This window comes from Paraburkholderia sp. 40, assembly GCF_050434105.1.
Taxonomy (GTDB): domain Bacteria; phylum Pseudomonadota; class Gammaproteobacteria; order Burkholderiales; family Burkholderiaceae; genus Paraburkholderia; species Paraburkholderia tuberum.
Genome location: NZ_JBNPVY010000004.1, coordinates 4,488,020 through 4,502,181 on the forward strand (window position 1 = coordinate 4,488,020; position 14,162 = coordinate 4,502,181).

Genomic DNA, 14,162 nt, shown 5'->3' on the forward strand with positions numbered 1-14,162 from the left:
CACGACCGGCACATTGGCCGGCACGGTTACGGTGATGCTGCCGCCCCTTGTACGAGAGCAGAAGGTCGCGACCGCTGGTGTTTTCGACGACGGCATCACTCCTTATCTCGCAGCCGAAGCAGCCCCATCAGAACCTCATCGAGATAAGTCGCGAGTTCCTGCTGCGAGCGCGACTGGGCCTCCTCATGTACGCCTTTAATGATGGTCGCACGCACGTCCGGAGTGAGTTCTGGCGTTCCGAGCACATGCCACCAGGCCGTCAGTGGACCGGTGAACTGATCGAAGAAATGCTCGATACCGCCCTGACCGCCGCCGAGGTGATACAGAAGACTCGGCCCCATGATCCCCCAGCGCAAGCCCGGGCCCCACGAAACAGCGGCGTCGGCATCGCCAACGCGACTCTGTTTGTCACGCGCGGCGAGCGCGGTGCCGTGGTTTATCTGCGCGACGGCGGACGTATCAGGATCCAGCCACCCGCTCTCGACGAGAGGAATAACCTTCTCGGGGTCGGTGACGCGATCAGCGTTGGTGTCATCGACGGCATTGTCCGGCACAACGTGCAATATGCGGACGCGGCCACGCACACGCATGTTCTGGTGGAAGAGATAGCAAGGTCCGACGCGTGCAACGCCTTCTCCCTGAATGCGCTCAACAGCATGGTCGGCGTGCTCTACGAAGATGCCCGTAATGACAAGCTCACCGGACTTATGCGACGCGCCGCCTTCGAGTCCGAGTATGGACGTTTCCAGGACGGGTGGTTCAACACACTGCTGGGCCATCGACTGCGATCGGTTCAAGAGCGTGAACGACACGCTCGCACATCACACCGGGGACCTCGTCCTGCAAGGCGTCGTTGACGCGATCAAGGGCAGTATCCGTGGATGGGACCTCGCGTGTCGGTGGGGTGGCGATGAGTTCGTCGTGCTTCTCCCCAGGACGAAGCCGGAAAACGGAAGGCGTGTTGCGGAGCGGATACGCATGGCTGCTGAGGGAATGCAGCTGCACGGAGTGACGCTGTCAACTGGCGTCGCAACAAGCACCAAGGGCGAATCGTTGGCAGCGGTCATCGTTCGAGCCGACTCGGCGATGTATGGCGCAAAGCGGGCCGGCCGCAACGCGGTCGTGATCGCCTGAAGCGGGTGTCTTGCGGCTGAAGCGACCACGCAACACCCGCATCGGAGACCGGATGCATGCCGAACCTTCAAGCCAGCCGCCGCGCGCGAACGTGGCGGCTGGCGAGGGCCGCTACTTCTTGACGGCTGGCTCTACGGAAATGGCGAGCGCTTCGGTGTACACCGCTTGCACCTGATCACCCTTTTTGATGTTGGCGAACTGCGCAGGATCTTCGACCTTCAGGTCTACCGTGTTGCCCTTGGGGCCTTTCAACGTGACGGTCCTGCTATTGGGGTTGACCGCGACGACGTCGGCGACGATCGTTACTTGCCGACCCACGGTGCCACCGGGCTTACCACCCTTGGGTGCGCGCTCCATCATCGGCTGCTCTTCGGTTGAGGCTGTTGCGCCGACGTTTTTCTGGAGGCTCAGGGTGAGCGATTGCCGGTAAACGGCCGTGACGACGTCGCCCACCTTGAGCTGGTCGAAGTTGCGCGCCTCTTCCCCAACCTGCACTTCGACGATCTTGCCGTTCTGGGGTTTCAGCAGCACGGTTCTCGTCGCGGGATCGATGTTCTGCACCGTGGCCGTCACCCGGGTGGTGCCCTTTATGGTGGCCTGGCCCGGCGCTTTCGTCACTTCCACGCTTTGTGGCTGTGCCCATGCGGCTGGCGGGATGGCCGCCAGGGCGGCAATGACCAGAAATTTCATGTTCTTCATAGAGCTCTCCTTTGCAACGATGAAGCTTCTCTGCAGCCGGTCTGGACGTACGCGGAACACGCTGTGTCGTGCACCGCTCCGAGAAACGCAGGAGCATCGACAGTTCCGGACCGACGGGATCCACGGCTCGCCCGCAGACTGATCTGATGCGCCTGAGATGGCGTCGGTATCGGGCTGGTGCCAGGCGCGCTCATTCGCTGTCTGATGCTGTATTCCTCCCGGGGAAGACCGGCGGGCGGGACCATAAACGCAAATGGGGCCGAACCGCACCGGGTCGCCTCCGGCCAGCGTTGCGTAGGCAAGCAACACCGGAATGCCGTCGGCCGCCACGGTCACGCCGGCAATGGCGTCGAGCGCCAGCCAGTGCGGCCGGTAGGCAGGCAGCCACTGGGCGAGGGAAAACACCGCGCGATCCGGTGACAGGCGCCTGGTTCCTGCTTTCGTTTTTGTTTTCGGGGCGTGGTGCGTCGGTCATTGTGGGTCTCGTTTCGTGGAGCCCGTTCAAGGTGGTCTCGGGGGCAGACATGACAGTACGGACGCGTCGACACTGACGATTGTGTATCGCTCCTCCAGCGTAGCCCGTGCGAGGGACGGCGGACATCGGACTTTGGTCCTGGTCCATGCAGCATCGACCTCCGTGGATGCCTAAATCGCAGCCGTCAGGGTTCGCTAACGTGTTGCAATGCGTTTGTGAATTGAAGCCCGCCTGATACCCTGGGTATTGATCAACCTAGACTCGCCTGGAGAGGAGAAGCTAATGAGCAATCGAGAAGATAACTCGTGGTTGTACCAAGCCGGCCAGCAAAACGAGCGCGATCAGCGGGACCTCTCTGCGACGATGGATGATGAACCCGTCCTGGACTCGGGCCTTCAGGGTGCGGTTCTCGCATTCTTTTTCGTCGGGGGTGGTATCAGTGCAATGAGTGACGGTACGCAAAGCCAGTAAGGACGCGAGGGGCAGGGGTCAGGTAGTAAGCCATTGATTCTGTTGACGTTGCTGTTCGCTTTTTTACGGCGTATCGTGAACGTCCCACCGACGGAGGCGCGCGATGCAGGGCTGGCAGACGACGTACCTGGGCATGCGGGAGCTGCCGCGCGAGCTCAGCACCTTCGAGTTGCAGGCCTTCTTTACCTTCAGCCCGGCCGAGCGCGAACTGATCGCGGCGCGGCGCGGCAACCGACTGAAGCTTGGCCTGGCGCTGCACATCGGCTTCCTGCGCATGAGCGGGCGTCTGCTCGACGCTTTTCGCGTCATCCCATCGGTGCTATGGCGCCACCTCAGCGGCGAGCTCGGCATCGACGCCCCGGAACTCGCAACGTTGCGCGCGATGTATGGCCGCGGCCGTACCCTGTTCGACCACCAGCAAGTTGCCTGCGAGTCCCTTGGATTCGGATGGATGAGCGAGCGTCCAGCGCCGCGCCCTGGTGCGAGAACTGCGGGACGAGGTAGGCCGATGCGCTGACCGTGAAGTTGCTCGTTCGTGCCCGACAATGGTTGTAATGCGGCGGCCACGGTAGGTAAGAACTGTCGAATAAAGGTTTGCGCCAGCATTTGCGCCGCGACAGTATCTGCAAGGAGCCGTGAGCGGCGCTCGGAAAGTCATTTCCTTAAGCACGGAGCGTGGCTCTTCCATGTCACGGTCACTGGAGCGAATCGCCGCAGCAAACCTGCTTTCGCTCGATGAGAAAGGCCTACGCTAGCCCTGCTTGCGCTCAGCTCATGATCGGGCTCAGTTCTCGTTGGCGATCAGCCTGTGCGATCAACCCCAGAACTATCACTTTGACGGAGTTGGCCACGCTCGCCTCAGTCCTTTTTTATTGGCCTTCAACGACACGAGCCTGATCAAGACGCTCCGGAGCGCACGCGCTGCACTGAAGGCACGCTTCTCGTCGAGATCGATATGAGACCAAGGTCTCATTGCGATAGACCAGACCGCTAACCAAACTTGAGCCGGACAGCCACGTGGACCGTCGTCGTGACGGGCATGGGTGGGGGACTGTATTCAACAGACAGTTGGCAACTGAAGGAAACGTTATGGGCTCATCTTCGATCAGAACGGGCTGATGGCCGGTTCGGAAGTTGGGGGGCGAAGACACCCAGGATGACGGTGCGCTGACGCTGCCGCACCATGCGCACCCGAGGGTTCTGATCTGGCGTTTGGGTGGCCCTGGTTGAGCAGATGACCGTGCCGGCGCGGGAGAGCGGACAGTCGCAACCGCAAGCCGCGGTTTCGCAACCTGTTTCACAGGTGACCGAATGGATCACGGGAAACTCATCGCCTGCCACGACTGCGATCTCCTGCAGCGGGAGGTGGCTGTGCCGGAGGGCGGCGGCTTGCGATGCCGGCGCTGCCGGGCCCCGCTGTGGCGCGAACTCCCCAACAGCCTCGATCGCGGACTCGCGCTGTCCATCGCCGCAGTTGTACTCTTCGCAATTTCGAACGTGTATCCGATTGTCGGTCTGTCGGTTAATGGGACTGTCGTTGAGACGACACTCCTGGGCGCTGTGAGCGCGCTGTACGACGATGGGAAGTGGCCAATTGCGGGACTGGTGTTTGCAACCACGGTCCTGATGCCGATCTTGCAGACGGTGAGCATGCTATGGCTACTAATACCACTCAAGTTTGACCGTGCACCGTGGGGCGGTCCGGCCATATTCCGGCTGTGCCATCTCTGCCAGCCTTGGGGAATGACCGAAGTACTGATCCTCGGTTTGCTGGTTGCGCTCGTGAAGTTGTCCGCGATCGCAGGCGTGGTGGTGGGCCCCGCGCTGTGGTCGTTTGGGCTACTTGTGTTCGTATTGGCGGCGGCCGGATCAGCTTTCGACTCGCGCAACCTGTGGTCGCGCGTCACCGCCGTTGAGCACACGGGCGCGGAGCCAGGCCTGGACGAGGCGTCACTGCAAGGTGCGGTTACCGCAGCACGATGCGGTCTCGCGCGGTGTCACGATTGTGGACTGCTCGCAAGCGCGCAGGTCGTTAATGCTCACGCGTTCCACTGCCCTCGCTGTGGTGCGACGGTGCACCTGCGCAAGCCAGCAAGCCTGTCGCGCACGTGGGCCTTCCTGATTGCCGCGATTGTGATGTATATCCCAGCCAACATGTTGCCTGTGATGTACACGAACTCGCTCTTCGGGACAGAGAACGACACGATCCTCTCTGGCGTCGTCTACCTCTGGACATCCGGATCCTGGCCGCTGGCGATCGTCGTGTTCGTCGCCAGCATCGCTATTCCGATGCTCAAGATCCTCGCACTCGGATACCTGACGATCTCGACGCAGATGCACTCGCGCTGGCACGCCGTCGAGCGCACACGGATCTATCGAATGGTCGAGTTTGTGGGGCGCTGGTCGATGCTCGACATCTACGTGATCACGATGCTCGTCGCGCTCGTGCAGTTCCGGGCACTTGCGACGATCCAGGCCGGTAATGCGGCAATCGCATTTGGCGCAGTGGTGGTGCTGACGATGTTCGCGGCGATGGCGTTCGATTCCCGCCTGATATGGGACGAAGTGGAGCAAGATCATGTCAGGACTCGAGAAAAAGCCTGATTTTCCCGACGCGGAGCCTGTGCCGCGGTCGCACTGGCGCCTGCAAGTAGTGTGGCTCGTACCCATCCTCGCGGTCCTGATCGGAGGGTGGCTCGCTGTCAAGGCGGTTATCGAGAAGGGGCCAACGATCACGATCGGCTTCGCAACCGCTGACGGTATTGAGGCGGGCAAGACGAAGATCAAGCTCAAGAACGTCGATATCGGGGTCATCAAGACCGTAACGTTGACCCCCGATAGCACGCGAGTCATCGCGTCCGCGGACATCAACAAAAATGCGACGAAACTGCTCGTCGACGACACCCGCTTCTGGGTCGTCCGCCCACGCATATCCGGCGGGACAGTGTCCGGCATCGGCACGCTTCTGTCCGGCTCCTACATTGAAATGGACATAGGCAAATCGAAGACCGGACGTCGCGACTTCATCGGTCTCGAAGTCCCGCCGGTGATCACGAATGATGTGCCGGGGCGCGAATTCGTCCTGAAAAGCACGAATATGGGCTCGCTCGATGCCGGCACGCCGGTGTTCTTCCGACGGCTGCAGGTCGGACAGATATCCAGCTACAAGCTCGATCCTGATGGACACGGTGTGACGCTGCGCGTATTTATCAACTCGCCGTATGACAGGTTCGTTCTTGCGGATACTCGCTTCTGGCACGCAAGCGGCGTCGACGTGACAGTCGGGGCGAATGGCATCCAGGTGAACTCGCAGTCGCTCGTGTCGATCATGATCGGCGGCGTGGCATTCGAGTCGCTGCCGGGCGCGGTCGACGAGGCCGTCGCTGCGAGCGACTCAACCTTTACGTTGTTCCCAGATCGGGCTGACGCGATGAAGGCGCACTATCACGTCGTCGAAAAGTACGTTGTGAACTTCACGGAATCGATTCGTGGATTGACCGTGGGCGCGCCGGTCGACTTCCGTGGCATTGTGGTTGGCGAAGTGACAGCGATCTATACAAATTTTGATTCCAAGACGGAGAGGTTGACCATTCCAGTGGAAATCAATCTGTATCCGGAACTCTTCGCGTCCCACTATAAGACCAACACGGGCACTGGCGCCGGCGGCACCCTGAGCAACGATCCTCACGCGCTGCTGGAGCACCTCGTCGCAAAGGGAATGCGTCTCCAGCTTAAAACGGGCAATCTGCTGACCGGGCAACTGTACCTGACCGCCGAATTCTTTCCCAACGCGCCAAAAGCCACGGTGAACTGGGCGTCATCACCTCCTGAGCTGCCGACCATACCCGGTAACCTGCAGCGGCTTCAGGACAACGTCACGGAACTCCTGGCGAAGCTGAACACGATTCCGTTTGAAGCGATTGGCAAGAATACGCAACAGACGCTGTCGAGTGCGAAGACGCTGCTCGACCAACTCGACGCCGAGGTTGTCCCGCAGGCGCACGGCACACTCGCCGCGGCCCACGCGGCGCTTGACTCGGCCAACAATGCGCTGCAGCCGGACTCGGCCCTGCAGCAGAACGCGAACGATGCGGTACAGGAACTTTCGCGCACAGCGACGGCCTTCCGGACGCTTGCCGATTATCTGGAGCAGCATCCGGAAGCGTTGATTCGCGGCAAGCAGAAGGAGACCCAGCCGTGACACGCGCCCTTGTGCCATTCGTTCTGGTCCTGTTTACAATGTCGCTTGGCGGCTGCGGCAGCTCACCCGCGTCTAACTTCTACCGGCTGAAGCCGGACGCGACACTCATTACCATGGGAACTTCGGTGCCGTTATATGTCGTGGTGAACCCGGTCACGATTCCACAACTAGTTGACCGGCAGCAAATCGTCGTAAGCCTTGCCGACAATCAGGTGTGGCCTAACGAGTTCCAGCGCTGGGCCGAGCCGCTGAAGGGCAATATCCAGCGAACTATCGCTGGAAATCTGGCGGTGCTGCTTGGCTCCGAACAGGTAAGCGTATACGCGGCGGACTCGGGTGGCGTGCCGATATGGCGAGTTCGCGTTGACGTGATGCAATTCGATTCCGTACCGGGGGACACGGCGACTATCGACGCACTGTGGACGATCTGGCCTCCAGGGAAGGCTACTCCGATCGCCGGGCACACGCTCGCACGCGTGCCTGCACAAGGGCAGGCTTACGACGCGCTTGTCGCCGCCCACGATCATGCGCTGGGTTTGGTGAGTCGGGATATCGCAGCGGCAATCCTGAAGAACTTGTTGCGTTGACTGGCGCGGACGTGCGGCTTCGCAGGCGCTGCCAACCTTGGAACAAACCAGGACCCAGCCGCGCCTGCTGACCGAAGGCGAACTCGCCGTAGTGGTCAAGTTCTATCGCGAGAGCCGGCAATGGTCGCAGAAGCAGCTTGCAGACCTTTCCGGCTTGAGCGTGCGGACAATCCAGCGTGTCGAACGTGGCGATGCCTCCGGTTTCGACACGCGTCGCGCGATCGCACGAGCTTTCGGGTTCGAGGATATCGATGCGCTGAACAAGCCGTTCTCCATTCCCACGGCCGAGGAGCTGCAGGCGGCGAAAGAGAAGTTTGATCGAGAGCACATCGCCCTCAAGGCACTCCCCCTTCAGACCGGAAAGCAACTGGCGAAGCTTGCCGAGATACACAGCATGGATCTCTCCACCCCGGCTTTCGAGCTGACTCGCGAAGCTGACGAAGAGTTTGCTGCGCTGGTCAACTACATGCGTGAGTATCGCGATTGCAGCGATCTTAATTCCGAGACACAGAAGTTCGATGTGTACGACGACATGCAGCGGCACATTGACGCGCTGAAAACGCTTGGAGTGTCGCTCTGCTACGCAGAGCGCAAATTGCTGTGAACTGGCTAGCATAATTAACGAACATCAACAGAAGACGACGTGATCGGACGCAAGATCGTCGACACTTACCTTGCGCCGGACAAGTCCTTCATCGAGATTCGCGCGATGCTCGCGGATGGCTCGATCGACATCCTCGCCAAGTTTGGAGACGTGTGCCGCGCGGAATTCGAGTCGCTACGCACACAGCAGTTCTGAATCCTGTCAGCGCGCCGTTCAACGCGGCTTCAGTTCGACGGGCGGATCGGCGCGATAGCCGCCGCCGAGCGCCTTCGTCAATGCAATCTCCTGACCGAGCATCTGAGCGTTGAGCGTGAGCAGCGTCATCTGTTCGGCGATCACAGGCTGCCGCGCCTGGAGCGCCGCCAGGCGGCTGGTCAGCCCTCGTTGATAGTGCGCTTCAACGCTGTCTCGTACGAACGCAACGGATTCGATCCGTTGCTGCTGCAACCCGGTCTCCGCATCGAGGGCTTGCAGACTGCTGCCCGTCTGCGCGACATCGCGTACCGCATTGAGGACGGCCTGGTTGTACTGCTCGATCAACAGGTTGCTGCCCTCACGTGCGCCGCTCAGGTTCGCGTTGAGCTGGCCGCCATCGAAGATCGGCAAGGACAGGCCAGGAATCAGGCTGATTTGCTGGCTTGCATGCGTGAAGAGGTCGGCGAGGTGCAACGCATTGAGGCCGAAGAATGCCGTGATGTCGAAACTCGGATAGAACGCCGCTTTCGCTGCGTCGATCCGGTCGAACGATGCCTCCACGTACCAGCGCATCGCCTGAAGATCGGGCCGCCGGGCAAGGAGTTCATAAGAAAGCGTCGCGGGCAAGGCCGCTTGCGGGCGCGGCAACGCAACGGACTCGATCGGAGGCAAGCCGTTGGGGTCCCGCGCCGACCAACGCTCGCAACGATTCGCGAAACTGCCGTATCTGGTCTTGCGCCGAAACGATCTGCCGTTCGATGGCGAGTTGCTGCGCACGGGCTTCCTCGAACTGGGTTTGGGGCTCCAGGCCGCGCACCGCGCGCGCGTTGTGTGTTTCCACGGAGAACACCGCTACCTCGTGCGATTCGTTCAGCAAATCGATAAGCTGGTAAGTCGTCTGAATGCCGTAGTACAGCTGCGCGACGTCGGTCGAGATTTCGAGTTCGACGGCGGACGTCTCGGCAAGCCGCGCATTGCTCACGCCGAGCGCCGCGGCGACCTGCGCGCGCTGCTTGCCCCAGATATCGACGTTCAGACTTGCCCCAAGTCCGACGGTGCCCTCGGTGTACCAGGGGCCCGTCGCCCCTATCGCCGGTATGTTCATCGAGTACGCGCCGAGAAAGCCGTTCGCGGAAACGTGCTCTCGATTCAGCGAGGCAAGCGCCACCACCTGAAGGTTCGACCCCGCTCTGACAAGCTCGACGTCCGACTTCGCCTGCGCGACGCGGGTTCGCGCAATCAGCATCGTCGGCGCGTCGGCGAGCGCCTGTTCGATGAGCGCGTCGAGCTGCGCATCGCCATAGCGGTCCCACCAGCGTGCCGCGGGCCAACCTTCTCGCGCAAGATGGATGTCGTCAGCAAGATTGATCTGCCCGGGCGAAATCTCGGCATACGGCGTACCGTTTTTGTGGATCAGCGCGCAACCCGGCAGGCCGAGGCACAACGACCACGCGATGCACAGGGCGCAGCGACGCCACGACCCAACACGGGGACCGGATCGCGCGCTCATGTTCGTACGGCCTGCGAAGAGGACGCCGTGACGGGTGCCTCGATGCGCCAGTCCGGCAGCCCCGCTACCTGCCGCGACAGGTTTTCCGCTGCGGCGATGAGCGGCACGTCGGCGGGTTCGGGAGGCTGCGCGGCAATGCCGATACCAATACGTTGGGGCGCGTGGGCGACAGGCGGATTGGCGGCAAGATCGTCCGCGTACCGGTTGATTTCCGCGCTGGCCTGGTCCTGAACGGCGCGCGCTGCATGGTCCATTTGCGGACTTGCCAAACCAGCTTGTGCCGCCAGCGTGTTCTTCAGCGCATTGCCGGCGAGCATGATCTCGCGGCCTTGGGCGAGGACGGTTTGTGCACGCAGTGTCAGTTGGGCCGGCTCCCCTTCCTCCCAGCCGGGCTCGAGTGCGACGCGCGACAACGTCGCCTCGCAGTCGGCCAGCGTGGCCCATGCCTGCAGCTGGCGCTGCTCAGCGGGCAATTCATCCCGTATCTCGATGCCCGCCTGTGGCGCGCGCAACTGCCTGGCGATGGCGCGCAGCATCGTCGCGAGTTTTTGCCGCAGCGCGTCGCCTTCGCCCTCGCGCCAGAACGACATCTGCACGAAGGTCGCCACGCCGACACCCAGCAGGACGCCAACGATCCGGTCGCGGACTTCAGTGAGATCGCTGGTCGGCGCGAACTGTTCGAGCAACGCGAGCGAGAAGGCGAGAATCAGCTGGACGCCCGCGTAGCTGATCCGTGCGGAACCAGCGGATATCCAGGCGGCGAGCGCGACGACGGGCAAGGTCATCAGCAGCAGGCCGACGATGTCGTCGAGGTGCGGAATCACGAACACGACCATGAATAGCGCCAGCGCGCTGCCGATGACCGCCCCGGCGACGCGCAGCAAGGCCTGCTGCATCGATGCGCCGAGGCTCGGCAGCGCGACGGCCACGCACGTCAGCATGATCGTGTGAATGCCTTGCCAGTCGACCGCGTTGTAGAACACGTAGCAGACCAGCACGGCAAGCAGCGTCTTCAGCGAAAAGCGCATGTACGCGGGATTGGTCCATGCGTCGGGCGCGACCATCGGTTCGCTCGCGGGCGGTTTGCCGGGTGCGGCGCCGCTCGTATCCAGCTCGGCGAATGCGTGCAGCGCGCGCTGCAATTCGGCTGCGGCGGGAAACGTATCGGCGGCAGCGCGTTCTTCAGTGGTTGCTTTGTGCACGTAGCGGTACGGCTCGCCGGTCATGACCGATTCGTCGAGCGCCGTGCAGTTCGCGCGCAACTCGCGCAGCATCGCAAGCTGCGCCGCCGAGGGGCCCGGCCCGCTGACGGGCAATTCGCTCGCGCCGCGATAGAGGCGCGACACTGTCGCGATGCACGCAAGCAGCAACGCCTGATGCTCGCGATAGCGCGCGTCACGCATCGTCGTGAACCGCAGCAGCTTCTGCAGCGTCAGCGCGCCTTGCTGGACCGCCGTCAACGTGATCGGCTCGGCGTTCCTGCCGCCGTCAATCAGTTGCGTCAGCCGCGCTTCCAGCGCCGTCAGTTGCCGATGGATTTCCGCCTTGAGTTGCAACTGCGGTTCGACGGGCAATAGCACCGTATTGACCACCAGCGTCAGCGCGATCGGATAATTAACCGCGACCCAGACCCACAGCACCCCCCGGATCAGCCGGTCGGCCTGATCGGTCTGGTCGACGAAGCTCTGCACGTAGATGACGACGGTGGCGACGAAGACGAATACGGCGCCGATTTTCAGCACCCGTATCAGGTACACGCTGCCGAAGAACAGCAGACTCGCGACGACGATGCGCAGTAACGGGTAGTCGAACGTGAACTTCAGCAACAGGATCGACAGACCGATCGCGAGCGTCGACGCAACGATGAGCATCAAGCCAACCAGCCTCGTGAGCACCACGTTCGACTGCGTGACGTAAAACACCACCACCAGCGACAGCGCGAGCGAGGGCACCTCGAGCGTCATCGATACGACGATCACGATTGCGCTCGTCAGCATGCAACGCAGCATCACGTTCAGACGCCCGGGAAAAGGCGCAAGCTCGCGCGCGAGGAAAGCGCCGGCATCGCGCAGCGTGACGGGCAGGTAGTCGGCGGCGGCCATGGGCGCTCCTCAACGGCTTTCGCCGTCGTCGCCGCGCCCGGGGTGCAGCACAGCCACCGCCGATGTGCCGACGCGAAACAGCGCCGGGCTCGGATTGTCGACGCGGATCTTCACCGGGAAGCGCTGCGAGACGTGGACCCAGTTAATCGTGCGTTGAATGCTCGGCAACGCGCCGGGCAAGGCAGCGCCGCCTTCATTGGGCGCCACGCCATAGCTGATCGAATCGACGGTGCCCTGGAAGCGCTGGCCCGTATCGCTCATCAAATAGACCGTGGCGGGCGTTCCCGTCCGGATGCCCTTGAGCTCCGTCTCGCGAAAGTTTGCGACCACGTACCAGTGGCGCGTGTCGATCAATGTGAAGACAGGCTTGAGCGCAGACGCAAACTGCCCCGTCGAAGTCTTCAACGACGCGATGCGTCCGTCGAACGGCGCCCGCACGGTCGCATATTCGAGGTTCAGCTCCGCAGTCGAGATCTCGGCGATGACGACGGCACGTTGCGCGACCAGCGCATCGACACCGCTCACAGCCGCTGCCGCCTGCTGCGCCTGCAGTTGCGCGGCGCTGAGTTCGGCCTGCGTGGCGCGTTGTGCGGTGCGCGCAAGGTCGACGTCCTCCGCCGACACATAGCCGTGCGACAGCAGCGGCTCCGTGCGGTGTAGCGTATCGGACGCCTGACTGGCTGCGGCTCGCGCGCGCTCGACGGCCGCACGCACCGACTCCGCGTTGTACTGCTGCGCATTGACCGTGCGCTGGGTCAGCTCGATCTGACGGTCGAGCGCGACGAGGGATGCCCGGCCTCGCGCCAGCGCGTCCTGGTACGGACGCGGATCGATGCGAAACAGCAGATCGCCCTGCTTCACCGCCTGGTTGTCGTGCACTGCCAGCTCGACGATGCGCCCGTTGACCTCGGGCACGACGTCGATCGTATCCGCGTAGACATAGGCGTCGTCGGTGCGAGGCGCGCGGTCCAGCTGGCGGACGACGAAAAGCAGCAGCAATAGCGTTACCACCACCAGGATGATGGCCGGCCACTTTCTCTTCGATGTCCTGCTGGCAGTCGTCGCCATCGCATCCACCTGAGGAGATTCAATGTTGGAACAGCATCAGCCACACAGCGAGTGAAAGGAAGGTGACTAGCGAGGGATATACCACGGCTGAAGGCCCCAGCAGATGGTCGACCTGCAAGCGCTTGAGAATCAGATTGATGACGACCGTGAGCACGACGCCGGCGACGATACAGAACAGCCAGTCGGGAAAGTACGCGCCGAGCACCCCGATGGACGGCGAGTAGGCACACCCGCCCGTCAGAGGGACAGCCGCCAGGGCAACGACGACAAAACGCAGCACACGTATTGTTCTGAAGACCGGCATGCTTCGCTCCAAAGTCGCTCGCGGCAGCGGGATCTGGATCACCAACCTGAGCCTGCCGGTGCCAGAGGCAGTCAGGCTGTTCGTTGCGCGTTCACGGAAACGCACAAAACGCACTGTCGCCAACAACTGTCCACACTATTGCTGCCGGTCACCCTATAGACCACTGAAGGGGTCACCGTAACGGGCGTGTCCGAATTGATCCCGTTCTGTGGATCCAGAACGAGCTCCGCAGGCAGCGCTGGTGACACCCTTGCTCATCCGCCGGAATACCCGCATCAACATTTCGCGGGTGACGTCTTTTCTGCCGCGTGCGCATGCAGCTTTGGTGGCGTGGCGTTTCCGCCGTGCTCTTCGAGGTATTTGCATGCGCTAATGATGTCGTGCCCCAACTGTTGCGCCACAGTGTGGTTGATGTGCGGCCGGACCACGACCCGAAGGCTCGTCACATCTGTGGCGTTTGGAGGCATCGTGTATGCCGAGAGGATCCAGCCCTTTTCACGAACCTTGTTCGATACGTCGAACTCGTTGAAGTTGGTGAATTTCTTGTTGAGCGTCACGGCAACAACAGGGATGCGCTGAGTCTCGTTCATGATCATGAAATAGCCGCTCTTCACAAGCGTCTCTCGCAGTTCAACGGCATTTTTCAGAGTATGTTCCATGATTCGCTTGTAACCATCGAATCCCATCCTCAGAAACATGTAGTACTGGACGGCGATCTGAAAACCATTGCGGCTGAAGTTCAGCGTCGCCGTTGGCATTTCACCGCCCAGGTAGTTCACGTAGAACACGAGATCTTCGTTGAAAACCTTGCG

At 61.8% G+C, this 14,162-nt stretch carries 15 protein-coding genes and 1 pseudogene; 8 read left to right on the forward strand and 8 right to left on the reverse strand.

Going from position 1 to position 14,162, the window contains the following annotated elements; all coding sequences use genetic code 11:
* Positions 1 to 95 precede the first annotated feature (95 nt).
* Positions 96 to 554 (reverse strand): hypothetical protein, encoded by a 459-nt coding sequence (locus tag OKW28_RS42655; RefSeq protein WP_429454367.1) that lies wholly within the window; start codon positions 552 to 554, stop codon positions 96 to 98.
* A 133-nt stretch (positions 555 to 687) separates the two neighbouring features.
* Between OKW28_RS42655 and OKW28_RS42660 the strand changes: the two genes are divergently transcribed.
* On the forward strand, positions 688 to 1,134 hold the full coding sequence (locus OKW28_RS42660; RefSeq protein ID WP_429454369.1) for a GGDEF domain-containing protein: 447 nt from the start codon (positions 688 to 690) through the stop codon (positions 1,132 to 1,134).
* Between the two features lie 111 nt (positions 1,135 to 1,245).
* On the opposite strand, the gene OKW28_RS42665 is transcribed toward OKW28_RS42660, so the two are convergent.
* Complete coding sequence (locus OKW28_RS42665) at positions 1,246 to 1,833, reverse strand: hypothetical protein (protein WP_429454645.1); 588 nt, start codon at positions 1,831 to 1,833, stop codon at positions 1,246 to 1,248.
* A 757-nt stretch (positions 1,834 to 2,590) separates the two neighbouring features.
* Here OKW28_RS42665 and OKW28_RS42670 point away from each other — a divergent pair.
* The 7 genes and pseudogenes from OKW28_RS42670 (at position 2,591) to OKW28_RS42700 (ending at position 8,366) form a co-directional block, all read left to right on the forward strand.
* Positions 2,591 to 2,779, forward strand: a complete 189-nt coding sequence (locus OKW28_RS42670; RefSeq protein ID WP_429454371.1) for a hypothetical protein — start codon at positions 2,591 to 2,593, stop codon at positions 2,777 to 2,779.
* Positions 2,780 to 2,882: 103 nt separating this feature from the next.
* A pseudogene (locus OKW28_RS42675) lies at positions 2,883 to 3,331 on the forward strand (DUF4158 domain-containing protein); the annotation flags it as partial.
* 759 nt (positions 3,332 to 4,090) lie between these two features.
* A complete protein-coding gene (locus tag OKW28_RS42680; protein WP_429454373.1) occupies positions 4,091 to 5,383 on the forward strand; it encodes a paraquat-inducible protein A in 1,293 nt (430 codons plus the stop codon).
* Positions 5,358 to 6,980: an intermembrane transport protein PqiB gene (locus OKW28_RS42685; RefSeq protein WP_429454375.1), complete on the forward strand. Its 1,623-nt coding sequence runs from the start codon at positions 5,358 to 5,360 to the stop codon at positions 6,978 to 6,980. The genes OKW28_RS42680 and OKW28_RS42685 overlap by 26 nt, the downstream gene beginning before the upstream one ends.
* Positions 6,977 to 7,567 carry a PqiC family protein gene (locus OKW28_RS42690; RefSeq protein WP_429454377.1) on the forward strand — a complete coding sequence of 197 codons (591 nt, stop codon included), beginning with the start codon at positions 6,977 to 6,979 and terminating at the stop codon, positions 7,565 to 7,567. Before OKW28_RS42685 ends, OKW28_RS42690 begins: the two co-directional genes overlap by 4 nt.
* A gap of 37 nt (positions 7,568 to 7,604) precedes the next feature.
* Positions 7,605 to 8,171 carry a helix-turn-helix domain-containing protein gene (locus OKW28_RS42695; protein ID WP_429454379.1) on the forward strand — a complete coding sequence of 189 codons (567 nt, stop codon included), beginning with the start codon at positions 7,605 to 7,607 and terminating at the stop codon, positions 8,169 to 8,171.
* Between the two features lie 39 nt (positions 8,172 to 8,210).
* Entirely contained in the window at positions 8,211 to 8,366 is a 156-nt protein-coding gene (locus tag OKW28_RS42700) for a hypothetical protein (RefSeq protein WP_429454381.1), read from the forward strand.
* An 18-nt stretch (positions 8,367 to 8,384) separates the two neighbouring features.
* On the opposite strand, the gene OKW28_RS42705 is transcribed toward OKW28_RS42700, so the two are convergent.
* From OKW28_RS42705 to OKW28_RS42730, 6 genes are all read right to left on the reverse strand, one after another.
* Complete coding sequence (locus OKW28_RS42705; protein ID WP_429454383.1) at positions 8,385 to 9,038, reverse strand: TolC family protein; 654 nt, start codon at positions 9,036 to 9,038, stop codon at positions 8,385 to 8,387.
* Positions 8,971 to 9,876 carry a TolC family protein gene (locus OKW28_RS42710; RefSeq protein ID WP_429454385.1) on the reverse strand — a complete coding sequence of 302 codons (906 nt, stop codon included), beginning with the start codon at positions 9,874 to 9,876 and terminating at the stop codon, positions 8,971 to 8,973. Before OKW28_RS42710 ends, OKW28_RS42705 begins: the two co-directional genes overlap by 68 nt.
* Positions 9,873 to 11,978, reverse strand: coding sequence for an FUSC family protein (locus tag OKW28_RS42715; RefSeq protein ID WP_429454386.1), 2,106 nt, complete (start codon positions 11,976 to 11,978; stop codon positions 9,873 to 9,875). The genes OKW28_RS42710 and OKW28_RS42715 overlap by 4 nt, the downstream gene beginning before the upstream one ends.
* 9 nt (positions 11,979 to 11,987) lie before the next feature.
* Positions 11,988 to 13,046: a multidrug transporter subunit MdtN gene (gene mdtN, locus OKW28_RS42720; protein ID WP_429454388.1), complete on the reverse strand. Its 1,059-nt coding sequence runs from the start codon at positions 13,044 to 13,046 to the stop codon at positions 11,988 to 11,990.
* A 19-nt stretch (positions 13,047 to 13,065) separates the two neighbouring features.
* Positions 13,066 to 13,350 carry a YtcA family lipoprotein gene (locus OKW28_RS42725; RefSeq protein ID WP_429454390.1) on the reverse strand — a complete coding sequence of 95 codons (285 nt, stop codon included), beginning with the start codon at positions 13,348 to 13,350 and terminating at the stop codon, positions 13,066 to 13,068.
* Positions 13,351 to 13,625: 275 nt separating this feature from the next.
* The coding region (locus OKW28_RS42730) for a pyridoxal-dependent decarboxylase (protein ID WP_429454392.1) at positions 13,626 to 14,162 on the reverse strand (537 nt) is incomplete at its 5' end.